General features: G+C 64.0%; 25 protein-coding genes. 15 read left to right on the top strand and 10 right to left on the bottom strand.

Features of this window, described 5'->3' with window-relative positions; all coding sequences use genetic code 11:
* The first annotated feature begins 47 nt into the window (after nt 1–47).
* The 8 genes from ehuC (at nt 48) to MESCI2_RS0104885 (ending at nt 7,083) form a co-directional block, all read left to right on the top strand.
* Nucleotides 48–707 carry an ectoine/hydroxyectoine ABC transporter permease subunit EhuC gene (gene ehuC, locus MESCI2_RS0104920; protein WP_027035590.1) on the top strand — a complete coding sequence of 220 codons (660 nt, stop codon included), beginning with the start codon at nt 48–50 and terminating at the stop codon, nt 705–707.
* Nucleotides 707–1,366, top strand: coding sequence for an ectoine/hydroxyectoine ABC transporter permease subunit EhuD (gene ehuD, locus MESCI2_RS0104915; RefSeq protein WP_027035589.1), 660 nt, complete (start codon nt 707–709; stop codon nt 1,364–1,366). Before ehuC ends, ehuD begins: the two co-directional genes overlap by 1 nt.
* A 3-nt stretch (nt 1,367–1,369) precedes the next feature.
* Nucleotides 1,370–2,146 carry an ectoine utilization protein EutA gene (eutA, locus tag MESCI2_RS0104910; RefSeq protein WP_027035588.1) on the top strand — a complete coding sequence of 259 codons (777 nt, stop codon included), beginning with the start codon at nt 1,370–1,372 and terminating at the stop codon, nt 2,144–2,146.
* A 9-nt stretch (nt 2,147–2,155) separates the two neighbouring features.
* A complete protein-coding gene (gene eutB, locus MESCI2_RS0104905; protein WP_032900415.1) occupies nt 2,156–3,148 on the top strand; it encodes a hydroxyectoine utilization dehydratase EutB in 993 nt (330 codons plus the stop codon).
* A complete protein-coding gene (gene eutC, locus MESCI2_RS0104900; RefSeq protein ID WP_027035586.1) occupies nt 3,145–4,137 on the top strand; it encodes an ectoine utilization protein EutC in 993 nt (330 codons plus the stop codon). Before eutB ends, eutC begins: the two co-directional genes overlap by 4 nt.
* A 38-nt stretch (nt 4,138–4,175) precedes the next feature.
* Nucleotides 4,176–5,354, top strand: a complete 1,179-nt coding sequence (gene doeA / locus MESCI2_RS0104895; RefSeq protein ID WP_027035585.1) for an ectoine hydrolase DoeA — start codon at nt 4,176–4,178, stop codon at nt 5,352–5,354.
* A 5-nt stretch (nt 5,355–5,359) separates the two neighbouring features.
* Nucleotides 5,360–6,358 (top strand): N(2)-acetyl-L-2,4-diaminobutanoate deacetylase DoeB, encoded by a 999-nt coding sequence (gene doeB, locus MESCI2_RS0104890; RefSeq protein WP_027035584.1) that lies wholly within the window; start codon nt 5,360–5,362, stop codon nt 6,356–6,358.
* A gap of 404 nt (nt 6,359–6,762) precedes the next feature.
* Nucleotides 6,763–7,083 carry a hypothetical protein gene (locus tag MESCI2_RS0104885; RefSeq protein ID WP_245270217.1) on the top strand — a complete coding sequence of 107 codons (321 nt, stop codon included), beginning with the start codon at nt 6,763–6,765 and terminating at the stop codon, nt 7,081–7,083.
* Nucleotides 7,084–7,153: 70 nt separating this feature from the next.
* Here MESCI2_RS0104885 and MESCI2_RS0104880 read toward each other — a convergent pair whose 3' ends face one another.
* The 3 genes from MESCI2_RS0104880 to MESCI2_RS0104870 all read right to left on the bottom strand — a co-directional run bounded on the left by MESCI2_RS0104880 (nt 7,154) and on the right by MESCI2_RS0104870 (nt 10,948).
* The gene (locus MESCI2_RS0104880) at nt 7,154–8,272 is read right to left on the bottom strand and encodes a P1 family peptidase (protein ID WP_027035582.1); all 1,119 of its coding nucleotides are present in this window, start codon (nt 8,270–8,272) and stop codon (nt 7,154–7,156) included.
* Between the two features lie 4 nt (nt 8,273–8,276).
* Complete coding sequence (gene xseA, locus MESCI2_RS0104875) at nt 8,277–9,908, bottom strand: exodeoxyribonuclease VII large subunit (protein ID WP_027035581.1); 1,632 nt, start codon at nt 9,906–9,908, stop codon at nt 8,277–8,279.
* 83 nt (nt 9,909–9,991) lie between these two features.
* Nucleotides 9,992–10,948, bottom strand: coding sequence for a LysR substrate-binding domain-containing protein (locus MESCI2_RS0104870; protein WP_027035580.1), 957 nt, complete (start codon nt 10,946–10,948; stop codon nt 9,992–9,994).
* Between the two features lie 274 nt (nt 10,949–11,222).
* Here MESCI2_RS0104870 and MESCI2_RS0104865 point away from each other — a divergent pair, with 274 nt between their 5' ends.
* Nucleotides 11,223–11,513, top strand: coding sequence for a DUF1127 domain-containing protein (locus MESCI2_RS0104865; protein WP_027035579.1), 291 nt, complete (start codon nt 11,223–11,225; stop codon nt 11,511–11,513).
* A gap of 160 nt (nt 11,514–11,673) precedes the next feature.
* On the opposite strand, the gene MESCI2_RS0104860 is transcribed toward MESCI2_RS0104865, so the two are convergent.
* From MESCI2_RS0104860 to MESCI2_RS0104845, 4 genes are all read right to left on the bottom strand, one after another.
* Nucleotides 11,674–12,717, bottom strand: coding sequence for a DUF937 domain-containing protein (locus tag MESCI2_RS0104860; RefSeq protein WP_027035578.1), 1,044 nt, complete (start codon nt 12,715–12,717; stop codon nt 11,674–11,676).
* Between the two features lie 100 nt (nt 12,718–12,817).
* Nucleotides 12,818–14,191: a glutamate--cysteine ligase gene (locus MESCI2_RS0104855; RefSeq protein ID WP_027035577.1), complete on the bottom strand. Its 1,374-nt coding sequence runs from the start codon at nt 14,189–14,191 to the stop codon at nt 12,818–12,820.
* A gap of 144 nt (nt 14,192–14,335) precedes the next feature.
* On the bottom strand, nt 14,336–15,070 hold the full coding sequence (locus tag MESCI2_RS0104850; RefSeq protein WP_027035576.1) for a 16S rRNA (uracil(1498)-N(3))-methyltransferase: 735 nt from the start codon (nt 15,068–15,070) through the stop codon (nt 14,336–14,338).
* A gap of 31 nt (nt 15,071–15,101) precedes the next feature.
* The gene (locus tag MESCI2_RS0104845; RefSeq protein ID WP_027035575.1) at nt 15,102–15,749 is read right to left on the bottom strand and encodes a hypothetical protein; all 648 of its coding nucleotides are present in this window, start codon (nt 15,747–15,749) and stop codon (nt 15,102–15,104) included.
* An 88-nt stretch (nt 15,750–15,837) separates the two neighbouring features.
* Here MESCI2_RS0104845 and MESCI2_RS0104840 point away from each other — a divergent pair, with 88 nt between their 5' ends.
* Both MESCI2_RS0104840 and MESCI2_RS1000000139140 read left to right on the top strand, forming a co-directional pair.
* Nucleotides 15,838–16,536 (top strand): type 1 glutamine amidotransferase, encoded by a 699-nt coding sequence (locus tag MESCI2_RS0104840; RefSeq protein WP_027035574.1) that lies wholly within the window; start codon nt 15,838–15,840, stop codon nt 16,534–16,536.
* 439 nt (nt 16,537–16,975) lie between these two features.
* Entirely contained in the window at nt 16,976–17,107 is a 132-nt protein-coding gene (locus MESCI2_RS1000000139140) for a hypothetical protein (protein WP_013893872.1), read from the top strand.
* 39 nt (nt 17,108–17,146) lie between these two features.
* Here MESCI2_RS1000000139140 and MESCI2_RS0104830 read toward each other — a convergent pair whose 3' ends face one another.
* Genes MESCI2_RS0104830 through MESCI2_RS0104820 form a run of 3 tightly spaced genes read right to left on the bottom strand, consistent with a single transcriptional unit; the run spans nt 17,147 to nt 19,922 of the window.
* On the bottom strand, nt 17,147–17,920 hold the full coding sequence (locus MESCI2_RS0104830) for a metallophosphoesterase (RefSeq protein WP_027035573.1): 774 nt from the start codon (nt 17,918–17,920) through the stop codon (nt 17,147–17,149).
* Nucleotides 17,921–17,955: 35 nt separating this feature from the next.
* Entirely contained in the window at nt 17,956–19,092 is a 1,137-nt protein-coding gene (locus MESCI2_RS0104825; protein WP_027035572.1) for an alpha-hydroxy acid oxidase, read from the bottom strand.
* 26 nt (nt 19,093–19,118) lie between these two features.
* Nucleotides 19,119–19,922, bottom strand: a complete 804-nt coding sequence (locus tag MESCI2_RS0104820; protein ID WP_027035571.1) for an FCD domain-containing protein — start codon at nt 19,920–19,922, stop codon at nt 19,119–19,121.
* 203 nt (nt 19,923–20,125) lie between these two features.
* On the opposite strand from MESCI2_RS0104820, the gene MESCI2_RS0104815 reads away from it, so the two are divergent.
* The 4 genes from MESCI2_RS0104815 to glcF all read left to right on the top strand — a co-directional run bounded on the left by MESCI2_RS0104815 (nt 20,126) and on the right by glcF (nt 25,836).
* Entirely contained in the window at nt 20,126–21,448 is a 1,323-nt protein-coding gene (locus MESCI2_RS0104815) for a DUF3422 family protein (RefSeq protein ID WP_027035570.1), read from the top strand.
* A gap of 127 nt (nt 21,449–21,575) precedes the next feature.
* Complete coding sequence (locus MESCI2_RS0104810) at nt 21,576–23,072, top strand: FAD-linked oxidase C-terminal domain-containing protein (protein WP_023809027.1); 1,497 nt, start codon at nt 21,576–21,578, stop codon at nt 23,070–23,072.
* Between the two features lie 221 nt (nt 23,073–23,293).
* Complete coding sequence (gene glcE / locus MESCI2_RS0104805; RefSeq protein ID WP_027035569.1) at nt 23,294–24,499, top strand: glycolate oxidase subunit GlcE; 1,206 nt, start codon at nt 23,294–23,296, stop codon at nt 24,497–24,499.
* 11 nt (nt 24,500–24,510) lie between these two features.
* Nucleotides 24,511–25,836, top strand: coding sequence for a glycolate oxidase subunit GlcF (gene glcF, locus MESCI2_RS0104800; protein ID WP_027035568.1), 1,326 nt, complete (start codon nt 24,511–24,513; stop codon nt 25,834–25,836).
* Nucleotides 25,837–25,843 lie beyond the last annotated feature (7 nt).

Here is a 25,843-nt window from a genome sequence, read left to right as displayed (position 1 = left end):
CGGGTGAGGGGGCTTCGACCAAACGTCCAGGTGGAACAGTACATTAAATGACCCAGTGGTCCGGCTATTTCGGCCTGATATTGCAGGGAGCGCTTGTCACCATCGAGCTGACGCTGATGGGGTCGGTGCTCGCGCTGATCATGGCCTTCCTCGCCGGAATGGGGCGCGTGTCGCGCTTCTTTGCGCTGCGTTGGTTGGCCACCGCCTACATCGAATTCTTCCGCGGCACCTCGATCTTCGTGCAACTGTTCTGGGCCTATTTCGTGCTGCCCTTCATCGGCATTTCGCTGACCCCGTTGCAGGCCGGCGTGCTGGCGCTCGGCCTCAATGTCGGCGCCTACGCCGCCGAAGTCGTGCGCGGCGCCATCCAGTCGATCGGCCGCGAACAGTATGAGGCCTGCATCGCGCTCAATCTCGGCCGCTGGCAAGGCATGCGCCACATCATCCTGCCGCAGGCGCTGCTGGTGATGCTGCCGACTTTCGGCAACAACGCCATCGAATTGCTCAAGGCCACCGCCGTGGTGTCGCTGATCTCGCTCACCGACCTGACCTTCCAGGCGCAGGTGGTGCGCGCCCAGACCGGCAACACCCTGGTGCCGTTCACCACCATCCTGATCATCTATTTCATCCTCGCCCTGCTCATCTCGTGGGGCGTGCGCTCGCTGGAACGCCGCATGGCGCGCGGCCTTGATGGGGTGCGTGCCTGATGGAGTGGGATTGGAATTTCGTCTGGGAAATCATGCCGACGCTGATCCAGGGGGTGAAGATCACCATCCTGGCGACACTGCTCGGCTCGGTGCTGGCGGCGATCGTCGGGCTTGGCATTGCGCTTGCGCGCCGCTCGCCCAACAAGGGGTTGTCGCGCACGGTCGGCTGGGCGGCTGAATTCATCCGTGGCACGCCGCTGCTGGTGCAGCTCTATTTCATCTTCTACGTGCTGCCCGACATCGGCATCCTGCTGCCGCCGCTGGTCGCCGGTGTCATCGGGCTCGGGCTGCATTACGGCACCTACACGGCCGAGGTCTATCGTGCCGGCATCGACAATGTGCCGCGCGGCCAATGGGAGGCCGCCAAGGCCTGCAATCTCAGCGCCAGGCAGACCTGGACCCACATCATCATTCCGCAGGCCATCCCACCGATGATTCCGGCGCTCGCCAATTACTTTATCGCCATGTTCAAGGAAACGCCGCTGCTGTCGGCGATCACCGTTCTGGAACTGATGAATCAGGCCAAAAGCGTCGCCAACACCTACTATCGCTATATCGAGCCGATCACCCTGGTCGGTGCTTTCTTCCTGGTCATCAGTCTGTTTTCGGTCGTGCTGCTGCGCTGGCTGGAACGCCGCTACGGCAAGATCGAGAGGTAGCCGATGAAACCCTTGCCCGAGATCAAGGTCTACCCGAAACGGCCGGCGCTGGATGCACGCCCGCTCGACATGCGCATCGGCCTGATCATCCTGGCCACCGACCACACCAGCGAACCGGATTTCCGCCGCATGGTGGCGAGCGAGCGGGTCGGCGTCTATGTCGCGCGCATTCCCTACGCCAACCCGACGACGCCAGAAAATTTGCGCAAGATGCAGCCGGCGCTGACGGCGGGCGCGGCCCTGATCCTGCCGGACGAGAAGCTCGATGCCATCTGCTATTCCTGCACTTCGGCCTCGGTGGTGATCGGCGATGCCGAGATCGAGGCGGCGATCCAGGTCGCAAAGCCCGGCGTGCCGGTGGTCACACCGCCCATGGCGGGCGTGCGCGGGCTGCGTGCGCTGGGCGCGAGCAAGATCAGCATCCTCACTCCCTACACGGTCGAGACATCCAGGCCGATGGCCGCCTATTTCGCGGCGCGCGGCTTCGAGATCGTCAGCTTCACCTGCCTCGGCTTCGAGGACGATCGCGAGATGGCACGCATCGCACCGGCAACGCTTGTCGACCTGGCGCGGGAAGCGACCGACGCCAGCGCCGATGCGCTGTTCGTGTCCTGCACGGCGCTGCGTAGCGCCCTCGCGGTCACCGGCATGGAAAATTCTATTGGACGTCCCGTGGTGACCAGCAATCAGGCGACCGCCTGGAATTGTCTGCGGCTTTGCGGAGATGACACGCCGCATCCCGAATTCGGCCGTCTGATGACGCAGCCATTGGCCGTCTGATTGATGATCATGACACAGGTCACTCTTGAGCACATTCGCGCCGCGCGTGAGCGCATTGCCGGTAAAGTCGAGCGCACGCCGACCGTGCTATCCCAAAGTCTTTCCGAAGAGCTGGGCGTACAGGTTCACCTCAAGCTCGAACACCGGCAGACCACCGGCAGCTTCAAGCTGCGCGGCGCCTCGAATGCCGTCGCTTCGCTCAGCACCGCAGAGAAGACGCGTGGCGTGGTCGCGGCCTCGACCGGCAATCATGGCCGCGCGCTGGCGCATGCGGCGAAGCTTGAGGGCATGCGCGCGGTGATCTGCATGTCGCGGCTGGTGCCTGAAAACAAGCTCGACGAGATCCGCCGGCTGGGCGCGGAAGTCCGCATCGTCGGCGACAGCCAGGACGATGCCCAGCAGGAGGTAGATCGGCTGGTGGCGCAAGAGGGGCTGGTCATGCTGCCGCCCTTCGACCATCCCGACATTATCGCCGGGCAAGGCACGCTCGGGCTTGAGATGATCGAACAGGTCCCGGATGCTGCCCTCGTTCTGGTGCAGTTGTCGGGTGGCGGGCTCGCCTCAGGCGTTGCCGCGGCGATCAAAGGCGTCAGCCCCCGGATAAAAGTCATCGGTGTCTCGATGGCGCGTGGCGCGGCGATGAAGGCCAGCCTCGATGCAGGCCACCCGGTGCTGGTGGAAGAATTGCCGACGCTGGCGGATTCGCTCGGCGGCGGCGTCGGCCTCGACAATCGGTTGACCTTCGCCATGTGCCGCGACCTGCTCGACGATGTCATCCTGCTCAGTGAAGACGAGATCGCCGCCGGCATCCGCCACGCCTATGCGCAGGAGCGCGAAATCGTCGAGGGCGCCGGCGCGGTCGGCATCGCCGCGCTGCTGGCCGGCAAGGTCAGGGCGGACGGGCCGGCGGTCGTGCTTCTCTCCGGCCGCAACATCGATATGAACGCGCACCGCACAATCGTCTGCGGCGAGGCGCCGTCGCTTAAGGAGCGCGCCGCATGAGCCGGATGACGATCCTCACGGAAGCCGAATTGCGCACGATCGTGACGCTCGATCTCGATGCCGTCGCCTGCGTCGAGAACGCCTTCCGCGCGCTCGCCACCTTGCCGGTGGCGATGCCACCGATCCTGCGGCTCGACATTCCCGAGCATCGCGGCGAGGTCGACGTGAAGACCGCCTATGTGCCTGATATCGACGGTTTTGCCATCAAGATCAGCCCCGGCTTCTTCGACAACCCGAAGCTCGGCCTGCCCAGTGTCAACGGCATGATGGTGCTGCTGTCAGCCAAGACCGGTCTGGTCGAGGCGCTGCTGCTCGACAATGGCTATCTCACCGATGTCCGCACGGCTGCTGCCGGCGCCGTCGCCGCCAAACATCTGTCGCGGCAGGACTCGTCCGTTGCCGCGATCTTCGGCGCCGGTGTCCAGGCCGGGTTGCAATTGGAAGCCCTAATGCTGGTACGGCCGATCGCCGAGGCGCGCATCTGGGCGCGCGATGCGGCAAAGGCCGAGGCGACCGCCGCTGCCTTGCGCGAAAAGCTCGGCATTGCCGTGCGCGCCGAGCCTGACGCGGCAGAGGCGGTTGCCGGCGCCGACATCATCGTCACCACCACGCCCTCCACCGAGCCGCTGATCAAGGCGGGGTTCGTTTCCGCCGGCCAGCACATCACCGCGATGGGCTCCGACGCTGAGCACAAGAACGAGATCGCACCGGCAATCCTGCGCATGGCCGATCTCTACGTCGCCGACAGCGCCGGCCAGACAAGGCGGCTGGGCGAGCTGCATCATGCCATTGCGGCCGGTGTGATGGCTGGAGATGCAGAGGTGACCGAACTCGGCCAGATCATCGCCGGCGCAAAACATGGCCGGCGCTCGGCCAGCGACATCACCATCGCCGATCTCACCGGCACCGGCGTCCAGGACACGGCGATCGCCACGCTCGCCCGCGACCGGGCGCGGGCGGCCAATTCTGGGACCATTTTCGAAAGCTGATACCGGCCGAGAGGCCCAACAAACGAGGACCAAGAACAATGCAACCGAATCTGAAATTCTCGCGTGGCGAATTTGCGGATCGCCTCGCCAAGACGCGCAAAGCCATGGAGGTGAAGGGCGTCGATCTTCTTGTTATCAGCGATCCTTCCAACATGGCCTGGCTGACCGGCTACGACGGCTGGTCGTTCTATGTGCATCAGGCTGTCATCGTGCCGCCATCGGGCGAACCAGTCTGGTACGGGCGCGGCCAGGACGCCAACGGCGCCAAGCGCACTGCCTATCTCGCGCATGACAACATCGTCGGCTACGCCGATCACTATGTGCAGTCGACCGAGCGCCACCCGATGGATTTTTTGGCCAGCGTGCTTGCGGATCGCGGCTGGGGCAAGCTGACAGTCGGCGTCGAAATGGACAATTACTGGTTCTCGGCGGCCGCCTTCGCATCGCTGCAGAAACATCTGCCCAACGCCCGCTTTGTCGATGCTACCGCGCTCGTCAACTGGCAGCGCGCGATCAAGAGCCCGACCGAGATCGACTATATGCGCAAGGCGGCCCGCATCGTCGAGGCGATGCACCAGCGCATCGTCGACAAAATAGAGGTCGGTATGCGCAAATGCGATCTTGTCGCTGAAATCTATGATGCCGGCACGCGCGGCGTCGACGGCATTGGCGGCGACTATCCGGCGATTGTGCCGCTGCTGCCATCGGGCGCCGACGCCTCGGCGCCGCATCTGACCTGGGACGACAGGCCGATGAAGCGCGACGAGGGCACTTTCTTCGAGATCGCCGGCTGCTATGCCCGGTATCACTGCCCGCTGTCGCGCACCGTCTTTCTCGGCAAGCCGACGCAGGAATTCCTCGATGCCGAGAAGGCGACGCTGGAAGGGATGGAAGCGGGGCTGGCCGCGGCAAAACCGGGCAACGCCTGCGAGGACATCGCCAACGCCTTCTTCGGTGTCCTCAAGCGATACGGCATCGTCAAGGACAACCGCACCGGCTATTCGATCGGCCTGTCCTATCCGCCGGACTGGGGCGAACGCACGATGAGCCTGCGCCCCGGCGACCGCACCGAGCTCAGGCCCGGCATGACCTTCCATTTCATGACCGGCCTGTGGCTGGAGACGATGGGGCTGGAAATCACCGAGTCCATCCTGATCACCGAAACCGGTGTAGAGTGCCTGGCCAATGTGCCGCGCAAGCTGGTGGTGAAGGATTGAGCCCGATGTCGAATCTACGCCCATCGCCGATCGCGCCGACCGTCGATTTCGACCGCGATGGCGTGCAGCATGGTTTCCTGCGCTTGCCCTACAGCCGCGACGATTCGGCGTGGGGCTCGGTGATGATCCCGATCTGCGTCATCCGCAACGGCAACGGGCCGGCAGCTCTGCTTTCCGGCGGCAACCATGGCGACGAGTATGAGGGACCGCTGGCCCTCTACGATCTCGCCAGGACCCTCGATCCCAAGCACGTCAGCGGCACGGTGATCATCGTGCCGGCAATGAACTATCCGGCCTTCCGCGCTGGCACGCGCACCTCGCCGATCGACAAGGGCAACATGAACCGCAGCTTTCCCGGCCGGCCGGACGGAACGGTGACCGAGAAGATCGCCGACTATTTCCAGCGTGAGCTGCTTCCGCGCGCCGACATCGTGTTCGACTTCCATTCTGGCGGCAAGACGCTGGACTTCGTGCCGTTCTGCGCCGCGCATACTTTGCCCGACAAGGCGCTGGAACAGAAAGCCTTCGACGCGGTCGCGGCCTTTGCCGCTCCGTTCTCGATGCGCATGATCGAGATCGACGCCGTAGGCATGTACGACACGGCAGCCGAGGAGATGGGCAAGGTCTTCGTCAGCACCGAGCTTGGCGGCGGCGGCACGTCGCGGGCGCAAACGGTGCGGATCGCGCGGCGTGGTATCCTCAATGTGCTGCGTCATGCCGGCATCGTTGCCGGAGCGGTCGAAAAGAGCAAAACCCGGTGGTTGGACATGCCATCGGGCGATTGTTTCTTGTTCGCCGAAGATGACGGCATGATCGAAACCATGGTCGATCTCGGCGAGCCGGTCGAGAAGGACGCGGTGCTGGCGCGCATTCATTCCACCGGCGGCACCGGCATCGCCCCCCAGGAAATCCGGGCAAAAATGTCGGGCATGCTGGCGGCGCGGCATTTCCCCGGGCTGGTCAAGGCCGGTGACTGCGCGGCGGTGGTGGCTGTGCACGTCTGAGCGGTTCCGCCGAGGCTTGCTCCGCCCGGTTCGGGTCCATCGTCACTTGCTCTTGGTCCGTTGCGGAGCCTTCGGCGCGGCGGAAAGAAGCAGCATGGCGAGCGGAGTCGACATTGCAGGAGGATGTCACTATATAGCGGCGGCTTCGACCTGCGCGCCCGAGGGCAGCACCTCGAAGCAACTGTGAATGTGTAGTGTGTTGCGCCATCTATTGTGACGGAAATCGGCTCGGAAACCGGAAAAAAGCAAATAGAAACAGTCGCGCAGCGCTGGGTGTGACCCAGCCAACGGTACCGACCCCTCCAGAATCAGAAAATGCTCTTGACCCCTCGATTTCCTATGGCTCTGTGGACCTTGGACGGCATTGGCTTGCCGGCTGACCGCGACTCGGCTGGAATGGGGACATGCATCCTTTGCGGGATGTCGACGTTTATGATTACCAACCGGCTTTGCCGCCAGGGAACAGCAGTATGAGTGAACACGCCATCGAATTCTTGCGGGGATGGATCGGCGAAAAGGTCCATTGCCAATCCTCCCAGGCAAGGATCGACAAGCAGGCCGAAACTTTGGCCAAGGAGTGCGCCGCCGAGGCGGCCGAGGTCGGCATTCCGCTGGAGGATATCCAGGAAGAAGTCGGCGATATCCAGGAACTTATCGCATCCCGGCTTGAGGAAGCCGCCGAGGCCGAGGAAAGCCAGCAGGCCCCCAAAAAAGCCGCGGAATGATCAAAGCCGCGGAATGATCGCATAGCGGCGACGTTGTTTCAGCGCGGGCTTGTGGCCCGCCTTTTTGTCTTCAGCCAAACTTCTCCTTCAGCCACGCCTTCGGCAGCGCCGGCACGAAATTCCCGTCGCGTCCGGTCATATCGTCATTGGCAACCAGCGCGTTGAGGATTGCTTCCTCCACGCTCTGGATCACCGCATCGAAAAACGGATCGATGTCGGTGTCGGGAATAAAATCGGCACTGGCGATGCGGCCGGAGGGCGCCAGCGCCGCGCTCGCATTGGCGGTCGAGAAGGCGATAAAAATGTCGCCTGAACTGTGATAGCCGAAGCCGCCGGTCAAGGCGACGCCAAGCGGCACCCGTCGGGCCAGCCGCTTCATCTGGTGCGGCAGGAACGGTGCGTCGGTGGCGATGACGGCGATGATCGAGCCTTTTTCGGCACGCGGTGTGCCTTCGCGGACAGCCGGTTCGACGAGTTCCGGCCCGGCGCGCAGGCCGCGAATGGCAATATTGCGCCGTTTGCCAAAGTTGGACTGCACGAAGGCGCCGACCGTATAGGCACGGCCGTGCCATTCGACGATGCGCGACGCCGTGCAGGAGCCGGCCTTGAAGCCGAAGGTGATCATGCCGGTACCGCCGCCGACGCTGCCTTCCTCGATCGGTCCGCCGGCGGCACTGTCGAGGGCCCGCGCAACATGCTCCGACGTCAAATGGTGGCCGTTGATGTCGTTGAGGAAGCCGTCATAGGTCTCCGCCGCCACCGGCAACCCCCAGCCGCTGTCGAGTGCGGCCGGCAGCACGCTTTGCATCCAGCGCAGCGTGCCGTCGCGGGAAACACCGCAGGAATGCGTGTTGGTGACGGTGATCGGGAAGTTGAAAGCGCCTGTTTCCTCGACGATGTGCGAGCCGGTCAGTTCGCCGTTTCCGTTCTGGCTGAAAATGCCGGCGAAGACCGGGGTGGCGAGGTCGGCAAGCGGCCTGGGCAGGATCGCGGTCACGCCGGTGCGCACCGGTCCCTCGCCGACGACAAGCGCGCCATCGCCCGAGATCAGCGTCGCATAGCCGACCGCGACGCCGGGCACATCGGTGATCGCGTTAAACGGTCCGGGCCGCCCGTCGAAGCTGATGCCGAAATTTCGCGCGCGCGGTTTGCCTGAGGGCGTTGTCAGATGATGCGGATTGTCGGTCATGGCGTCAGAATAGGGATCCCTGATTGCCAGGCTCTTTGGCCTTGGCCGCCGGCTTGGCCACGGCTTTCGGTTTTGCAGTGCCGCTGATTGCCACCGCATCGGCGGTGCCATCGGCGAACTCGAGCGAAAGCGCCATTCCCGACGCCACCTCGGCAGCCTGCTTGATCACCACCCCGTCGGCGTCCTTCACCAAGGCAAAGCCGCGCGCCAGGACGGCCTTGTGCGACAGCGACGCCATCAACCTGTCGGCCTGGACGACGCGGCCACGCAGGCGCTCCAGCCTGAGCACCACCGCTTGCGTGCCGCGTCTTGTCAAAGCTGTCAGCAAATCCCTCTGCACGCGTTGCCGCCGGGCCGTCGGCTCGATCGTGATGCGGCCCTGCAGCATGGCCAGTTGCTGCTTGTGCCGCTGCAGCGATGCCCTGGCACATTTTGGCAATTGATCCGCCGCTCGGTTAAGCTCCGCACGCCGGGCTCTTGCCAGGGAGCGCAGTGCTCCTTGTGCTCGCAAAAGATTGCGTTCGTTGGTGCGCCGCGCCTCGGCAATGCGCTGCGACAGCATTGCCGGTGTCAGTTTTACGGCAAAAAACCTTGCACGCTTGCGTTCGGTGGAGACCAACAGGCCCCGGCCGAGCCTGGATGTCGCCTCGTCGAGGCGTCGCCGCGGCAGCGCCAGCAATTGATCGGGCGAGGGCAGAGCCCGGGCGGCGGCACGGGCGGCCTGCCGCTTGCGTTCGAAATTGCGCAGGACCGCCGCTTTCAGCCGCGCACCGAGGCTGGCAAGCGTCGCTTCGAGGTCGGCCTTCACCGGCACGGCGATTTCGGCCGCACCCGTCGGCGTCGGGGCCCGCACATCGGCAACGAGGTCGATCAGCGTCCAGTCGGTCTCGTGGCCAACGGCCGAGATCACCGGAATGCCGGAAGCGGCAACCGCGCGGGCGAGGGCCTCGTCGTTGAAGCCCCAGAGGTCTTCGAGGCTGCCGCCGCCACGCGCCACGATCAGCAGATCGGGACGCTGAATGGCGCCGTCCCAGGCCAGCGCATTGAAGCCGTTGACCGCGGCAGTCACTTCCGCGCCTGACGTCTCGCCTTGAACACGCACCGGCCAGACCAGGATGTGCAGCGGGAAGCGGTCCTTGATGCGGTGGATGATGTCGCGGATGACGGACCCTGTCGGCGAGGTGACGACGCCGATGACGCGCGGCATGAACGGCAGCAACCGCTTGCGACCGGTATCGAACAGCCCCTCGGCCTGAAGCCGCCGCTTGCGCTCTTCCAGCAGCGCCATCAGGGCGCCGGCGCCGGCAGGCTCCAGATTGTCGATGACGATCTGGTAGTTGGACTTGCCGGGATAGGTGGTGAGCTTGCCGGTGGCGATCACCTCCATCCCCTCCTCGGGGCGGAATTTCAGCCGGCTCATCGTGCCTTTCCACACCACGGCGTCGAGGCGGGCACGGTCGTCCTTCAGTGCGAAATAGGCATGACCGGACGAATGCGGCCCGCGATAGCCTGATATTTCGCCACGCACCCGCACATTGCCGAAAACGTCCTCGACCGTGCGCTTCAGCGCGCCGGAAATCTCGCTCACCGTATATTCGGCGGCGTTGGTGCGTGATTCGGATGCTGCGTCGCTCATCGGCCGATTGGGGAACGGTTGGGCGCCCGCGTCAAGGCGGTTGCGTCGGGCCAGCCGTTCATAACCCGCATACCTGAGCCTGCCTACCAGCCGGGCAGGATCTGGTTCGGCTTGGTTCGCCGCAGCTTGGTGAAGGCCAGTGCCGCGAAATCGAATGTCCCGGGGTCTTCGCCGACCGGCACGGAGATATTGTCCAGGCTTTCCGAAATATGGCGGGCGAGCGCATCGACGATCTCCGGCCGCGACGTCTGGCCGCGCATGATGCCGATGCGGCAATCGGGCAGGGCGCCGAAGCCGTCGGCTTCGCTCAGCACCCGCATGCCAGGCCTGAGCGCGCATTCCGGCAGCACCGAGATCGCCAGGCCCGAAAGCACCGCGGCGGTGATGACGGTGGCCGAGAAACTGGTGAACAGGATACGATAGTCGCGGTTCTGCTGGTCGAGCACATCGACGGCGGCGCGCCGCCAGATGCAGTTCGGCCGGCCAAAGGCCATCGGCAGCGTTTCCTGCTCATGCGTCGCATGGTTGGCCGAGGTGACCCATAGCAGCGGTTCGCGCCGCACCACCTCCGACTGGCCGCGTACGTCGTTGTGAGTCACCAGCGCGAGGTCGAGATTGCCGCGCTTGATATGCTCGACCAGCCCCGGCGTCGGCTCGCAGATGACGGTCAGTTCGACGCGCGGATTGGAGCGCGTGAACCGCGCCATGATCTCGGGCAGGAAACGGTCGGCATAGTCGTCGGGCGTGCCGATGCGGATCGTGCCTTCGAGCCGCCGGTCATCGAAGGCCGCCAGGGTCTCGCGGTTGAGGTAGAGCAGCCGCCGCGCATAGGAGAGCAGCTTGTCGCCCTCCTCGGTCAGCCTGTTGGTGCGCCCATCCTTTTCGAACAGCGGCTTGCCGAGCCGCTCCTCCAGTCGGCGCATCTGCATCGACACCGCCGACTGGGTCCGGTGCACCTCTTCGGCCGCCCTGGTGAAGCTGCCGGTGTCGGCAATCGAGATGAAGGTCTGCAATTGATCGAGATCGAGCGGCGATTTCATCGATATGATCCATCACTGGGGTTGATGGTAAAGATTAGAAACATTCGTTGGATTAATCAATCGGCCGATGGCAAATTGGCATTGTCCACATGAAGGCATGTGAATTGGGATCGGAACGGCCGCTGTCGCCAGCGCCGATTGCTTGGTCTCGCCCGCCCTACAGCGCCGCGCGTCCTTTGGACGCGCAAAGGACGCTGTAGCAACTTTGATTTGCGCATGATCCTTTTCCGAACCTCCGGTTCGGGGTCATGCGGCAGTCTGAAGGAGACCGACAATGACCACGTTTGATTTCGCCACCGAGACCTCGCGCATCACCTCGCGTCCGGCCGTTGCGACTCGCGTGTCCAACACCGTCTCCAATTTCTATCGCGCCTGGAAAAACCGCCGTGCCTTCTACCGTCTTGGCGAGATGTCGGACGCCGAACTCGCCGATATCGGCCTGACGCGCGGCGACCTGCACGTCGCCATCGACGTGCCGTTTGGCCGCGACCCGACGGCGATGCTGCGCGAAATCGCCAGCGATCGCGTCGAAACGATCGAGGACATCGCCCGCAAGGTGGCCTGATCTGTTGCTTGTTGTTCAGGTTGCCGTGAACCTTTTCGGGGTTCGATGCGACTGACGAGTATGCAGGCTCCCACTCCCTGCCGGATCCCCCCGGCCCGCCTGCACTCTGCCCGGTCCTCCCAGGACCGGGCTTTTCTCTTTCTACCTCAGCGAAGACCGCCTACCGTCGATCCATATCCCGCTTGAACTGGTCGAAGATCGTCTCCACGCCCTTCTGGTAGTCGTCACGCTGTTGGGCGCCGGTCTCGAACATCTTGCCGAACAGGTCGTCGAACGGGTTTTTCGGCCTGCCGCTCGGATTGGCCTGTGGCTGCGGTGCCTGACGCTGCTGTGGGGGCGCTTGAGGCTGTTGCGGCGCCGGCTGTCCGCCGGGGATGCCGCCTAAGCCACCGCCACCTTGCCGCAGCATCTCCTCGAAGATTTTCCCCAGCGGATTGTCTCCGTAGGGGCTCTGTGTCTGCTGAGGCTGCGGCTGCGCCCGCCCTTGCGGCTGCGGCGCGCCACCGCCGAACATGTCCTGCAGCACCTTGCCGAGCGGATTGTCGCCGTAGGGACTGGGCGCCGGCTGCGGTTGGCTTTGCGGCTGTGGCTGAGCCGCGCCGCCGCCGAACATGTCCTGCAACACCTTGCCCAGCGGGTTGTCCATCGGGTTCTGGGGTGGCGGCGCTTGGCGCGGTTGCGGTGCCGGGGCCTGCATGCCGCCGCCTTGCCGCATCATCTGCTCGATGATCTCGCCGAGCGGATTGTTGCCGACGCCGCCAAAACCGCCGGCGGCCTGCATCTGGTTTGTCGTCTGCTTGAACAGCCCGCCCATGACCATCGAGGCGATCGTCGGCAGCATCTGCTGCAGGATCTGTTGATTGACGCCGCTGGCTTGCGCCGCCTGGCTGGCCACGGCGCGAGACAGGTCCTTCGAACCGAACAGGTGCCCGAGAATGCCGTTGCCCTCATCCACGCCTTGCGGCGAGAAGGCCCGGGTTGCGTCCTCGAAATACTTGGCGTGCTGGCCGCTGGCCATCGCCGTCATGAAGGCGCCGAGCCCGTAAGGGTCGGCGGTGTTACGCTGCAGCCCCTGCGAAAAGGCGGGCAGCAATGCGGCGACCGCGGCTTGCGTCTGCTGCATCGAAAGCCCGTATTGCTGGGCAAGCGCCTGCATGCCGTTGCCGTTCTGGGCCTGTGTCAGCATGTCGAACAAGGAAGGCATTGGTCTCTCCTCCGGAAATCCTCGCCGAAGAAGCCTAGTTTGTTTCCACTTCCGATTGAAGCGGCTTTTGCCGGCCGGTCAGCTTTGCCAAATCCGAGGGTTAATAGGCGTATTCCATGAACACCGGCTCGATCGAACCGCCCCAGCGCGTGTGATAGGCAGACAGCATCTCCTCGGCGCTGGTTGTGCCGCGCGCAACGACTTCGTCGAGCGTGTTGAGGAACGAGGTCTCGTCGTAGCCGTCGCGGTTCTTCTTGCCACGGTTCTTCAGCCCCATGCGCGAAATGACCATCACGTCACGCGCGATCTCGCGCAGCGTGGTGTTGCGGAACGGCGCGGAAATGCCTTGTTCCGGCACGGCGTTGCGCATCGCCAGCGTTTCTTCATACGTCCAGCTCGCGGTCAGCGCCTCGGCGGCATCGAGCGCGGCTTCATCATAGAGCAGCCCGACCCAAAAGGCCGGCAGCGCGCAGATGCGCCGCCATGGCCCGCCATCGGCACCGCGCATCTCGAGGAAGCGCTTCAGCCGCACGTCCGGGAACAGCGTCGACAGATGGTTCGCCCAGTCGCCCATTGTCGGCAGCCCGTCCGGCACCTCATTGCGCGCGGCCCCGGCCATGAACTGGCGGAAGGTGATGTGCGTCATGTCGTGGTAGCGGCCGTCGCGGATGACGAAGTACATAGGCACGTCGAGCGCCCATTCGACATAGTCGGCGAAACCGAAATCGGGCGAGAAGCAGAATTCGAGCAGGCCCGAGCGCTGGTTGTCGGTGTCGCGCCAGATGTCGCCGCGCCAGCTCTGCAAGCCGTTCGGGTGGCTCTCGGTGAAAGGCGAATTGGCGAACAATGCCGTCGACAGCGGCTGCAGCTTCAGCGACACCTGCATCTTGCGGCGCATGTCGGCCTCGCTCTCGAAGTCGAGATTCACCTGGATCGTGCAGGTGCGGTACATCATGTCGAGGCCCTTGGTGCCGACCTTGGGCATGTAGCGCGTCATGATCTCGTAGCGCGATTTCGGCATTTTCGGCGTCTCGGCCAGCGACCATTTCGGGCTGCCGCCGAGGCCGAGGAAGCGGATGCCCATCGGCTCGGCGATCTCGCGCACCTGCGCCAGATGGGCGTTGCCCTCGCGGCAGGTCTGGTGGATCGTCTCCAGCGGTGCGCCGGAAAGCTCGAATTGGCCGCCGGGCTCCAGCGAAATCGCACCTTGGCCGGTCGGTTCGACCAGGCCGATGATGCGGCCGTCATCGACGATCGGATCCCAGCCGAGCTTTGACTGCATGCCTTCGAGAATGGCGCGGATGCCACGCTCGCCGCCATAGGGGACCGGTGCATTGCCGTCGACATAGAAGGGGAATTTCTCGTGCTCGGTGCCGATGCGCCATTTGTCGCGCGGCTTGTTGCCTTCGGCCAGGTGCTCGACGAGTTCGTCGACACCTTCGATCGGGCGGAAATCGGTCGTATCGCGCGCCATGATGGTACCCTCAGAGGCGGCCGGATGACCGCCGGCGGTAAATGGACGAAATGTCAGCAGACGATCAAGCGAAAAATCCTGAGCCACAGGTCAACAGGAATTGAACGTTGCTGGAACTCTGCGTCCCTTGCAAGGGATGACGTCTCACCAGTCTCCGACAGTTGCCTGCATCACCGCGAGCGCGGCCACCGCCGCCGTGTCGGCGCGCAGGATGCGCGGGCCGAGCGGAATGGCGGTGACGAAGGGCAGGGCGCGCAGCATCTTGCGCTCGTCGTCGGAAAAGCCGCCCTCCGGCCCGACCAGCAGCGCAAGCTTCTTTTCCTTGACCGCCTGCAGCGCGGCCAGCGGATTGTTGGTCGAAGCATCCTCATCGCAGAAGATCAGCCGTCGCTGAGTGTCCCAGCCGGTCAGCAAACGGTCGAATTTTTCGGCTTCGTGCACCTGAGGCACGGCCAGGATGCCGCATTGTTCGGCGGCTTCGACGACATTGGCGCGCAGGCGATCGATCGACGGCTTGGCCACTTGCGTGTGCTGGGTGATGACCGGTTGCAGGATGCCGGCGCCCATCTCGACCGCCTTCTGCACGAGATAGTCGAGCCTGCCCTGCTTCAGCGGCGCGAAGCAGTAGACGAGATCGGGCAGCGGCGGCTGCGGCCGCTGCAGCGCCGACACCTTCAGCCGCACCGCCCTTTTCGTCTTCGCTGATATGGCTGCCGACCACTCGCCGTCGCGGCCATTGAACACCAGGATTTCGGCGCCTTCGGCAAGCCGCAGCACATGCAGGAGATAGTGGCTCTGCTGTTGGCCGGCGTCGAACTCGACATCCGGCGCGAGATCGTCGGGCACGAACAGACGTTGCATCTTGTAATTGGCGCGCATCGCCGAGGAATGAGCGAGCCTGCCGCCGGCGTCAAGCCTCGGCGGTCGGATGCCACACCGGCCGAAAGCCATGCCGCAGCACGCAGAGCGTTGTGGCCGGCGTCGGCAGCGAGAGTGTCTTGCCTTTGAGCAGGCCGAAATCGCCGGGATGCCCATATCCGGCAAACGACCAGCGCAGTGTCTCGCCCCGGCGCAGAGCATAAAGGGTGGCGCCATCCGCGACCATGGCGCCGTCAGGCAGGCCGGCAAGGTCTTCAACCGCAACCCCTGGCGGCTTGCCGCCCGAGGCCTGCCGCTCCTTGTGCAGCCGCCTGTCGACCATCGGCGCGCGCGGCTCGGCAATGCCGAACGCTTCGCCGAAGCGGCCGACGAAATCCCTGGCCCGTTCGCGCTGGCAAAAGAAGCAGGGGCGATGCCCGGCCGCCAATGCGGTCACCTCGTCGAGGAAGAACAGCTCGGTCCAGCCCGCTTTGCCGCCCTTCCGGTTGCGGCCCATCGGTTCGCGCCGCACATTTCGGAATTGGCAGACGCAGATGATCCAGGCTTGAAGCGCCCAGCGCTTTTTCTTGAGCGTCTTCGTCTCGGGGTCGTGGATGATGCCGCGATTGCCGGTGAAGAGGCCGCGATCGGGCACGGCGTGGATGGTCCCGAACGGATCGACCCGGTTCTGCAGTGGCATAGTTTTCTCTCCAGACACGCATCTTGGCTGCAATGCGAGCGGCATGATATCGCTCGTCGCATCTTTTTCATGTCAGCAGGATTTTGTGATGCGGGTGCTGGTGGTCCAGAACTACGACAATACCGGCCTCGGCCAGGTAGGCGCAGCACTTGCGGAAGCGGGTGCCGATCTCGACCTGCGTCTCCCTTACAAAGGCGATCCCCTGCCGGATGACGCGGCCGGGCATGATGCCATGGTGGTGCTCGGCGGGGGCCAGAACGCGCTGGCCGACGATGAGTACCCCTATTTCCCGGCACTGCTCGAACTGACCCGCGACTTTGCCGACAAGGATCGCGCCGTGCTCGGCATTTGCCTCGGCAGCCAGCTCGTTGCCCGTGCCTTCGGCGGCGAAAACCGCATCGGTGGCGCCAATGAGTTCGGCTGGCACGGCGTGTCGCTGACGGCGGACGCCAAGGGCGATCCTGTGCTGGGCGCGCTGCCGGAGAAATTCCCGATCTTCCAGTGGCATGACGACACCTTCGTGCTGCCCGAGGCCGCCGTGCGGCTTGCCGGCAACGATGTCGCCGAGAACCAGGCATTTCGCGTCGGCCGCGCCGTCTACGGCTTCCAGTTCCATTTCGAGGCCGACCGGCCGATGGTCAAGGACTGGAGCACATCCTTTGCCCCGACCATCGCCGCTCGCCATCCCGACTGGGCCGGCAAGCTTGATGGCGAAATGGCCCGCAACGGGCCCGATGCGGATGCCGCTGGCCTGGCCATAGCTCGTGCCTGGGTAGCGACCATCTGAGAGCCTGTTTGGAAATTCTACTCTGGCGGCCATCTGATGGCGTTTTCTGCGCTTCCGTTGCTCACGGACCAAATGTCCGCTGCGCTACGGTTCTCGAAACCCCCACCATATGACTCGCCAGAGCAAATTTCGAAACAGTCTCTGAGCATCCGTCCCTCGGTTGCCCTCCAGCGTGACATAATTGGCACGCGGCGGTGAAACCGCCTGGGGAAAACCGTTTCATTCTTGGCTTGTGTCCGCCCGCCATCCTAGAAGGCGCGCGCTCTGCATCTTCTGTGCAACGGCTATGAACCTTTTGTGTGACCCGCGCGACACACCGTTGATACAGAACATGCCTAGAAGCGCAAAATCGTCGAAACTTTGAAGCGAATTCTCCGTTTCAACGCATTGGTAACCGCCTGGTGCACAGATGCAGAAAGCTCAACAAGAGATGACCTCCGTGAAAGCAGCGCTTCTGTCCTTTGCCATGTTGTCCGCCATCGTGCTGTGCGGTCTCGGCATCTATGCCGCCGACGCCGCCAACAACCACAACGCCGTCGACGGTTACGGCGTCACCGCCTCGCTGCGCTAAAGGCAGGATGCGTCTTTCGCGTTCTCCGACGCGCGACGCTCAAGCTTCCTTGATCGTCATTGTCAGGATGCGTTTGTCCGCGCCGTCGACGACGAGCGCGCTCAGCATGCCTGATTGCCAGGCAAGCGTGTCGACATTGACGCGGTTGGCCATCACTTCCGCCTCCGGCACCGGCGTGTGGCCGTGCACCACGATCTTCGGATAGAGGTCGGGGTGGTTGTGGAAGACGTCGCGGATCCAGATCAGGTCCTGCGGGTTTTGCTTCTCCAGAGGATTACCCGGCCTGATGCCGGCATGGCAGAAGAAGAAGTCCCCGAAAGTCACGGAGAACGGCAGCGATCGCAGGAAGTCGATGTGGCTTTGCGGCACGGCCTCGACCAGGGCCTGATGTCCTTTGCGCACAGCCGATTCGGCCTTGCCGAACCACACGCTTGTGCCTTCACTGATCGCCACGCCGTACGACTGTGCCGTCTGGATACCGCCGAACCGGATGAAAAGCCCTTCCGGGTCAGGGGTCTTGAGAAAATCGAGAAAACCGATGTCGTGGTTGCCGGCCAGCATCAAATTTCGCGGGTCGCGCCCTCGCGCTTCGATCAGGAAATCGATGACGCCCTTTGAGTCCGGCCCGCGGTCGACATAGTCGCCAAGATGGATGACGCGCCAGTCGGCAGGCGCCTCCTGCTCGATCTCGGCCCTGATGCGCCCATGCATGGCGGCCAACAGGTCGAGCCGGCCGTGGACGTCGCCGATCGCATAAAGACGCACACCTTCCGGCCCATGCGCGTCGAGAAAATGGATGCCGGGTTCTGCCAATTTTTCGGTGTCTCCGTGGTCACGCGGTCACGGGCTTAGCGCCGGAGCTGGTCCTTGCCCATGTCGGTGACAAGACGCTTTCCGCACAGCGCCAGCGTGATGTCCATCTCCTTGCGGATGATTTCCAACGCCTTGGTAACCCCTTCCTTGCCAAGCGCGCCCAGGCCGTAAAGAAATGGCCGGCCGATATAGGTTCCCTTGGCACCGAGGCAAAGCGCCTTCAGCACATCCTGGCCGGAGCGGATGCCGCCATCCATATGCACTTCGATCGTGTCGCCGACCGCGTCGGCAATCTCTTCCAGCACGCCGATCGACGACGACGCACCATCGAGCTGGCGCCCGCCATGGTTGGAAACGATGATAGCGTCGGCGCCGGTCTTGGCCGCCATCAGCGCGTCCTCCTTGTCGAGAATGCCCTTCAGGATCAGCTTGCCGCCCCAGCGCTCCTTGATCCAGGCGACGTCCTTCCACGACAGATGCAGGTCGAACTGCTCCGTCGTCCACGATGCCAGCGAGGCCATGTTGCCGACGCCCTTGGCGTGGCCGACAATGTTGCGGAAGGTCCGCCGCTTCGTGCCGGCCATGGCGGCGCACCAGCGCGGGCGGATGGCCATGTCGACGATGTTCGTCAGCGTCAGCTTGGGTGGCGCCGAAAGCCCGTTGCGGATGTCCTTGTGGCGCTGACCGAGAATCTGCAGGTCGAGCGTCAGCACGAGCGCCGAGCATTTCGCGGCCTTTGCCCTGTCGATCAGGTTGAGCACGAAATCCTTGTCACGCAGCACATAGAGCTGAAACCAGAACGGCTTCGTGGTTACCGAGGCGACATCCTCGATCGAGCAGATGCTCATCGTCGACAAGGTAAACGGCACGCCGAATTCCTCCGCCGCCTGCGCCGCCAGCATCTCGCCATTGGCGTGCTGCATGCCGGTCATGCCGGTTGGCGCCAATGCCACCGGCATCGACACTTTTTCGCCGATCATCGTCGATGCCAGCGAACGGTTGTCCATGTCGACGAGGACACGCTGGCGGAACTTGATCTTCTGGAAATCCTCTTCGTTGGCCCGATACGTGCTTTCGGTCCACGAACCGGAATCGGCATAGTCGAAGAACATCTTCGGCACGCGCCGGCGTGCGAGGTCCTTGAGGTCGGCGATGGTCAGGATCTGGCTCATGGGCTTCCCGTTTCGATAGCTAATAGCTAGGAGCGTTTGCGTGCAGGTTCGGTATCGGTGGCGTCAACGCGCTGTTTCAGCCTCAGTCGCGAGACGCGCTGCCAGTCGCCGCTGCGCTCGGCCTCCGCCATCGATCGTTCGACATAGGTGATGTGGTCCATCGCCGCTTGCCGGGCGGTGGCAGGGTCGCCGGCCTTCACCGCCGCATGGATCGCCCGGTGCTGCGCCAGCAGGGCGTCGCGCGCGCCGGGCACGGTGAACACCAGCAGCCGGTTCTGGAACACGCCCTCCGACAACAGCCGGTAGCAGGAGCGCAGCGTGTGCAAAAGGATGATGTTGTGCGCGCATTCGCAGATCGCGTGGTGGAACTCGACATCGATCTCGGCCTCGTCGTCGAAGTCGCCGGTCCGGTGCGCATCGTCCATGCGTGCCATGATCTTGTCGAGCAGCGCCATGTCTTCCGGAGTGGCGCGACGTGCGGCATATTCAGCCGCGACCCCTTCGATCTCGCGGCGGTATTCCAGATAATCGGTCACTGCCTTGCGGTGCATCGAGATCAGGTCCGTCACCGGCTTGGTGAAGAGCTGGCCGATGACATCGGCGACATGCGTGCCGCCGCCGGGTCTTGTCGTTAAAAGGCCGCGTCCTTCCAGTGATTTCAGCGCATCACGCAGGATCGGCCGGGATACGTCGAACTGGCGTGCAAGCTCGCGCTCGCCCGGCAGCCGGTCGCCGGTGCGCAGCACGCCTTCGAGGATGAGGCTCTCGATCTGCTGCACCACCTCGTCGGCGGTGCGCGAATGCTCGATCCTGGAAAAAATGTCGCTCAACAGAATGCCTGGAAGGTGAACCGGTGCCGCAGAATAGAGCCTGCCTCGCCAACTGGTCAAATTATTTATCCAATTGACAAAAGCGGGCCAATTTTCCGCCCGATGCCCATCATCTTCGGCTAACTTTGCTGTTTGCGTGATCAGGCCATTGGCACTAGAGGGACGCGAGTGCAAGAGGGCTCAAGAAACCCGGGGAACAAGCCGTGTCAGACGACCCGTCCGATCTCGAATTCCAGCCGCGCGCCAAGGGCAGCGTCATGGGCTTTCCCGCGCATGAGGGCCGGCCCGGCGCACTCGGCGAGGTTCATGCCCGGCCGCATCCGCTGATCGAAAAGCCACGCGTCCTGATGCAACTCGCCTTCATGACGGAGGGTGGCTCCGGCGTCGACCATGCGGTGCTTTCCGAACTGTCGCGGCGCCTCGGCATCGCCGCGCCCGACCGCCAGGCCCGCCATCATGCCATGAAATGGGGCAAGGGCTCGCTGCGCTGGGAGCGGCACACCGAATTCTCGACCTATTTGTGGGAAGGGCCGCTTTCCGAGAACGGCAGGGCGCAGGAGGACTCACCCTTCGGCAACGGGTTTTCGCCGCCGGGAACCTGCATCTCCGGCATCAGGCTCGAAATCCGCAAATGGACGCAAGCAAGCGAGCAACTGATAGCCGGTTTCGATCCGACCAGCCTGTGTTACTCGCTGGTCGAGCGCGGAAACGCCGCCATCGTCACCGATTTTCGCCAGGATGGCGATGGCCTGACGCGCATGCTGCTGCTCGATCGCGGCTTGACCCCGGCGCGTACCGGCGCGTTATCGCAGCGGCTTATCGACATCGAAACCTATCGGACGCTGGCCATGCTCGGCCTGCCGCTTGCGTTGACCTTGTCCGGCCGCGCCCGCCGCATCGAGGACCGGCTGGCGCAGACCACGCTGGAGATGAAGGTCGCCGAGACACGGGACAGCCAGACCTTGCTGGCCGATCTGACCGAACTTGCGGCGGAGCTGGAGGCGGACGCGGCGTCGAGCCTTTACCGTTTCGGCGCCAGCCGCGCCTATGACGGCATCGTCGGCGAACGGCTGGAGGCGCTCGAGGAAGAGGCTGTGCCCGGTTATGACACATGGCGCGGGTTCCTGCAGCGCCGGGTGGCACCCGCAATGCGCACCTGCCGCTCGGTCGAGGAGCGGCAGGAAAATCTATCGCGAAAACTGACCCGCGCCACGACGCTGCTGCGCACCTGGGTCGATGTCGAGGTCGAGAAGCAGAACCGCGACCTGCTTGCCTCGATGAACAACCGCGCCCGCCTGCAACTGCGCCTGCAGCAGACCGTCGAGGGGCTGTCGGTCGCCGCCGTCTCCTATTATGTGGTCGGCCTTGTCGGCTATATCGCCAAGGGCGCCTCGATCTTCGGCCATGCCTTCGCGCCGGAGATCATTACCGCTGCTTCGGTGCCTGTCGCCATCCTGCTGGTCTGGTGGGGCGTGCGCCGGGTGCGCCGGACGCACTCCGAACCCGGCAAGCTGCCCGGCGAATAGCAGCGGCAGATTGCCGCTGCGTAAGCCTGTCTCTGCTTTGAAGTGGATTCGCCGCTATCACAGGATTTGCACCCAGCGCGCTTCACTGGTAAAAGATTTTGACCAGTCAAGCGAAATGAGGCTGCTGATGTCCGGCTTGGCCATGCCGAAACCAGACGACGCCACGATGCGCCGGCGCGACGAGATCGTCGCCGACATGCGCATCATCGTGCCGGGTGAGGGCGTCGTCGACGCCGCCAATTCCATGCGCGCCTTCGAGAGCGACGGCCTGACCGCCTATCGGCAGCTGCCGCTGGTTGTCGTGCTGCCGCAAACGGTGGCGCAGGTTTCGCGCGTGCTGAAATACTGCAACGACCGCAACATCCGCGTCGTGCCGCGCGGCTCCGGCACCTCGCTGTCGGGTGGCGCGCTGCCGCTCGAGGACGCGGTGCTTTTGGTGATGAGCCGCTTCAACCGTATCCTCGGGATCGATTTTCCCAATCGCGTCGTCGTTGCCCAGCCGGGCGTCACCAATCTCGGCATCACCACCGCCGTCGAGCAGGAGGGCTTTTACTACGCCCCCGATCCATCCTCCCAGATCGCCTGCTCGATCGGCGGCAATGTCGCGGAGAATTCCGGCGGCGTGCACTGCCTGAAATACGGCCTCACCGCCAACAATGTGCTCGGCATCGAGATGGTGCTGATGAATGGCGAGGTGGTGCGGCTGGGCGGCAGTCACCTCGATGCGGAAGGCTACGACCTGCTCGGCGTCATGACCGGCTCCGAAGGGCTGCTCGGCGTCGTCACCGAGGTCACCGTGCGCATCCTGAAGAAGCCGGAGACGGCACGTGCACTGCTGATCGGCTTCCCGACCAGCGAGCAGGGCGGCCAGTGCGTTGCCGACATCATCGGCGCCGGCATCATCCCGGGCGGCATGGAGATGATGGACCGGCCGGCGATCCATGCGGCGGAAGATTTCGTCCATGCCGGCTATCCCCTCGATGTCGAGGCGCTGCTGATCGTCGAGCTCGACGGCCCCGGCGTCGAGGTCGATCATCTGATCGGTCTGGTCGAGGCCATCGCCTACAAGAACGGCTCGACCACCTGCCGCATTTCGCAGTCCGAACAGGAACGGCTGAGCTTCTGGGCCGGCCGCAAGGCGGCGTTTCCGGCCGTCGGCCGCATCTCGCCCGACTACTACTGCATGGACGGCACCATCCCGCGCAAGGAGCTGCCGCGCGTGCTCGCCGGCATGCGCGAGCTCTCGGAAAAATACGGTCTCGGCGTGGCCAATGTCTTTCATGCCGGCGACGGCAATCTGCATCCGCTGATCCTCTACGATGCCAATGTACCGGGCGAACTCGACAAGGCCGAAAGCTTCGGCGCCGACATCTTGCGGCTCTGCGTCAAGGTCGGCGGCGTCTTGACCGGCGAACACGGTGTGGGCGTGGAGAAACGTGATTTGATGCCGGAGATGTTCACCCAGATCGATCTCGACCAGCAGATGCGGGTCAAATGCGCCTTCGATCCCAACCATCTGCTCAACCCGGGAAAAGTGTTCCCGCAGCTGCGGCGATGCGCCGAACTCGGCCGCATGCACATTTCCGGCGGCAAGCTGCCGTTTCCGGACATTCCGAGGTTTTGAGTGGACATGTCGGTGCTTGAACACCCCCCTCTGTCCTGCCGGACATCTCCCCCGCAAGGGGGGAGATTGCCTATCATCGCGGCTTTCGCCAACTACCAGCGTAGGAAGACAGATGCGACGTTGAAGTTGCCGATCTCCCCCCTTGCGGGGGAGATGTCCGGCAGGACAGAGGGGGGTGTAAAGGATCGCGGCGTCTCTGCATTCGCGGGTGCATCGCGCCGATGACCACCTTCACCCCGACCACCCCATCCGAAGTCCTCTCCACCGTCGCCTGGGCAGCGGCGGAAGGCTCGCCGCTCGAAATCCTCGGCCACGGTTCCAAGCGCGGCATCGGCCGGCCGCTGCAAACCGAACACACGCTCGACCTGTCGAAACTCTCTGGCGTCACGCTCTATGAACCGGCTGAACTGGTGCTGTCGGCCAAGGCAGGCACGCCGCTGGCCGAGATCGAAAAGCTGCTGACGGAAAATGGCCAGCAGCTTGCCTTCGAACCGATGGATTACGGCCCGTTGCTCGGCGGCGAAGCTGGCAAAGGCACAATCGGCGGTGTGCTCGCCGCGAACCTTTCCGGTCCGCGCCGGCTGAAGGCGGGTGCGGCGCGCGATCATATTCTGGGCATCAATGTGGTGTCCGGCCGTGGCGAAGCCTTCAAGTCGGGCGGCCGCGTGGTCAAGAACGTCACCGGTTATGACATGTCCAAGCTGATGGCCAACAGCTGGGGCACGCTGGCCGTCTTCACCGACGTCACCTTCAAGGTGCTGCCGGCCGCCGAAACCGAAATCACGCTCGCCATCCGTGGTCTGCTCGACGATGCGGCAGCAACCGCCATGGCCCTGGCGCTTGGCTCGAGTGCTGAAGTGTCGAGTGCCGCACACCTGCCGGAGCGGATCGCCGCGCGTGTCGCCAGCGGCAGTCTCGGCAGTGAGGCCGCCACGCTGCTGCGTGTCGAAGGCTTCGGTCCTTCCGTTGCCTACCGCATTGCCGCGTTGAAAACGCTGCTCGGCAAGGCTGGGCCGCTGCAGGAGATTGCCGGCGAGGCTTCATCGCTGATCTGGCGCGATGTGCGCGATTGCAGGCCCTTCGCCGACGACAGCGAGAAACCGGTCTGGCGTGTCTCGATGACGCCGGGACAGTGCCACCAGATGGTCCTGACGCTGCGCATGCAGGCCGCCGTCAGCGCCTTCTATGACTGGCAGGGCGGGCTGGTGTGGCTGCGCATGGAACAAGGCGATCCGGAAGCCGCCCTGCTGCGCGGGCTGTTGAGGAAACATGGCGGCGGCCATGCGACGCTGGTGCGTGCCGCACCTTCGCATCGCGCCGCTCTGCCGGTGTTCGAGCCGCAGCCGCCCGCACTTGCCGCACTCAGCCAGCGCCTGAAGCAGGAATTCGACCCCAAAAACATCCTCAATCCCGGCCGAATGGCTTAGGATCCAACGCGATGCAGACCAATTTTTCGCTTGCCCAGCTTGCCGATCCGTATGTCGCGGAATCGGAAAAGATCCTGCGCAAATGCGTGCATTGCGGCTTCTGCACCGCGACGTGCCCGACCTATGTGACGCTCGGCAACGAGCTCGATTCACCGCGCGGGCGCATCTACCTGATCAAGGACATGCTGGAAAACGGCCGTCCCGCCGACAAGGAGATCGTCACCCATATCGATCGGTGCCTGTCGTGCCTCGCCTGCATGACCACCTGCCCGTCGGGCGTCAACTACATGCATCTGGTCGACCATGCCCGCGCCCATATCCAGGAGACCTACAAGCGGCCGCTGCTCGACCGCCTGACCCGCGCCATGCTGGCCTTCGTGCTACCCTATCCCCAGCGTTTTCGCGCCGCGCTCAAGCTGGCGAAGCTGGGCAAGCCGTTCATGGGCTTGTTCGACAAGGTTCCGGCGCTGAAGCCGCTCAGTGCGATGCTCAAGCTCGCGCCGGCATCGATCCCGACAGCTTCGCCGATGGCTTCGCCAGGCATCCATGCCGGGCAGGGGGCCAAAAGAGGTCGCGTCGCCATCCTCACCGGCTGCGCGCAATCGGTGCTCGATCCGGCCATCAACGAGACGACGATTTCGCTGCTGACTCGGCTCGGCGTCGAGGTCGTGGTGCCGCCGGGCGAAGGCTGTTGTGGTGCGCTGGTTCATCATATGGGGCGGGAGCAGGCCGCACTTGCCTCGGCGAGGCAGAATGTCGACGCCTGGACGCGCGCCCTCGACCAGGGCGGGCTCGATGCCATCGTCATCACTGCCTCCGGATGCGGCACGACGATCAAGGATTACGGCTTCATGCTGCGTCTCGAGCCGGCCTATGCCGACAAGGCCGCGCGCGTTTCGGCGCTGGCCAAGGACATCACCGAATATCTCTCGACCCTCGATCTGCCCGAGCCGGTTCGCAAGCCGGGCACGGTTGTCGCCTATCACTCGGCCTGCTCGATGCAGCACGGCCAGAAGATCACCCGCCAGCCGAAGGAACTGCTGGCCAAGGCCGGCTTCATCGTGCGAGAGCCGCGTGAAGGACATCTCTGCTGCGGTTCGGCCGGCACCTACAACATCCTGCAGTCCGAGATCTCGGCCAAACTGCGCGACCGCAAGGTGAAAAATATCGAGGCGACGGGGGCTTCGATCGTCGCCACCGGCAACATCGGCTGCATCACCCAGATCGCCTCCGCCGCGAAGCTGCCGGTGGTGCACACGATAAAACTGCTCGACTGGGCCTATGGTGGACCAAAGCCGGAAGGCGTTCGGGAAGAGAGCCTGATCGCCGCGGAGTAGGGCGCCA

The sequence above is a fragment of the Mesorhizobium ciceri WSM4083 genome (assembly GCF_000519305.1).
GTDB lineage: Bacteria > Pseudomonadota > Alphaproteobacteria > Rhizobiales > Rhizobiaceae > Mesorhizobium > Mesorhizobium ciceri_B.
The sequence above is the reverse complement of the archived record's forward strand: the minus strand, read 5'-3'. Positions and strand labels throughout refer to the sequence as shown.

What these genes read in the sequence shown, in the direction of transcription:
- ehuC (WP_027035590.1), top strand. Translation starts at nt 48, where the DNA reads ATGACCCAGTGGTCCGGCTATTTCGGCCTGATATTGCAGGGAGCGCTT.
- ehuD (WP_027035589.1), top strand. Translation starts at nt 707, where the DNA reads ATGGAGTGGGATTGGAATTTCGTCTGGGAAATCATGCCGACGCTGATC.
- eutA (WP_027035588.1), top strand. Translation starts at nt 1,370, where the DNA reads ATGAAACCCTTGCCCGAGATCAAGGTCTACCCGAAACGGCCGGCGCTG.
- eutB (WP_032900415.1), top strand. Translation starts at nt 2,156, where the DNA reads ATGACACAGGTCACTCTTGAGCACATTCGCGCCGCGCGTGAGCGCATT.
- eutC (WP_027035586.1), top strand. Translation starts at nt 3,145, where the DNA reads ATGAGCCGGATGACGATCCTCACGGAAGCCGAATTGCGCACGATCGTG.
- doeA (WP_027035585.1), top strand. Translation starts at nt 4,176, where the DNA reads ATGCAACCGAATCTGAAATTCTCGCGTGGCGAATTTGCGGATCGCCTC.
- doeB (WP_027035584.1), top strand. Translation starts at nt 5,360, where the DNA reads ATGTCGAATCTACGCCCATCGCCGATCGCGCCGACCGTCGATTTCGAC.
- MESCI2_RS0104885 (WP_245270217.1), top strand. Translation starts at nt 6,763, where the DNA reads ATGCATCCTTTGCGGGATGTCGACGTTTATGATTACCAACCGGCTTTG.
- MESCI2_RS0104880 (WP_027035582.1), bottom strand. Translation starts at nt 8,272, where the DNA reads ATGACCGACAATCCGCATCATCTGACAACGCCCTCAGGCAAACCGCGC.
- xseA (WP_027035581.1), bottom strand. Translation starts at nt 9,908, where the DNA reads ATGAGCGACGCAGCATCCGAATCACGCACCAACGCCGCCGAATATACG.
- MESCI2_RS0104870 (WP_027035580.1), bottom strand. Translation starts at nt 10,948, where the DNA reads ATGAAATCGCCGCTCGATCTCGATCAATTGCAGACCTTCATCTCGATT.
- MESCI2_RS0104865 (WP_027035579.1), top strand. Translation starts at nt 11,223, where the DNA reads ATGACCACGTTTGATTTCGCCACCGAGACCTCGCGCATCACCTCGCGT.
- MESCI2_RS0104860 (WP_027035578.1), bottom strand. Translation starts at nt 12,717, where the DNA reads ATGCCTTCCTTGTTCGACATGCTGACACAGGCCCAGAACGGCAACGGC.
- MESCI2_RS0104855 (WP_027035577.1), bottom strand. Translation starts at nt 14,191, where the DNA reads ATGGCGCGCGATACGACCGATTTCCGCCCGATCGAAGGTGTCGACGAA.
- MESCI2_RS0104850 (WP_027035576.1), bottom strand. Translation starts at nt 15,070, where the DNA reads ATGCGCGCCAATTACAAGATGCAACGTCTGTTCGTGCCCGACGATCTC.
- MESCI2_RS0104845 (WP_027035575.1), bottom strand. Translation starts at nt 15,749, where the DNA reads ATGCCACTGCAGAACCGGGTCGATCCGTTCGGGACCATCCACGCCGTG.
- MESCI2_RS0104840 (WP_027035574.1), top strand. Translation starts at nt 15,838, where the DNA reads ATGCGGGTGCTGGTGGTCCAGAACTACGACAATACCGGCCTCGGCCAG.
- MESCI2_RS0104825 (WP_027035572.1), bottom strand. Translation starts at nt 19,092, where the DNA reads ATGAGCCAGATCCTGACCATCGCCGACCTCAAGGACCTCGCACGCCGG.
- MESCI2_RS0104810 (WP_023809027.1), top strand. Translation starts at nt 21,576, where the DNA reads ATGTCCGGCTTGGCCATGCCGAAACCAGACGACGCCACGATGCGCCGG.
- glcE (WP_027035569.1), top strand. Translation starts at nt 23,294, where the DNA reads ATGACCACCTTCACCCCGACCACCCCATCCGAAGTCCTCTCCACCGTC.
- glcF (WP_027035568.1), top strand. Translation starts at nt 24,511, where the DNA reads ATGCAGACCAATTTTTCGCTTGCCCAGCTTGCCGATCCGTATGTCGCG.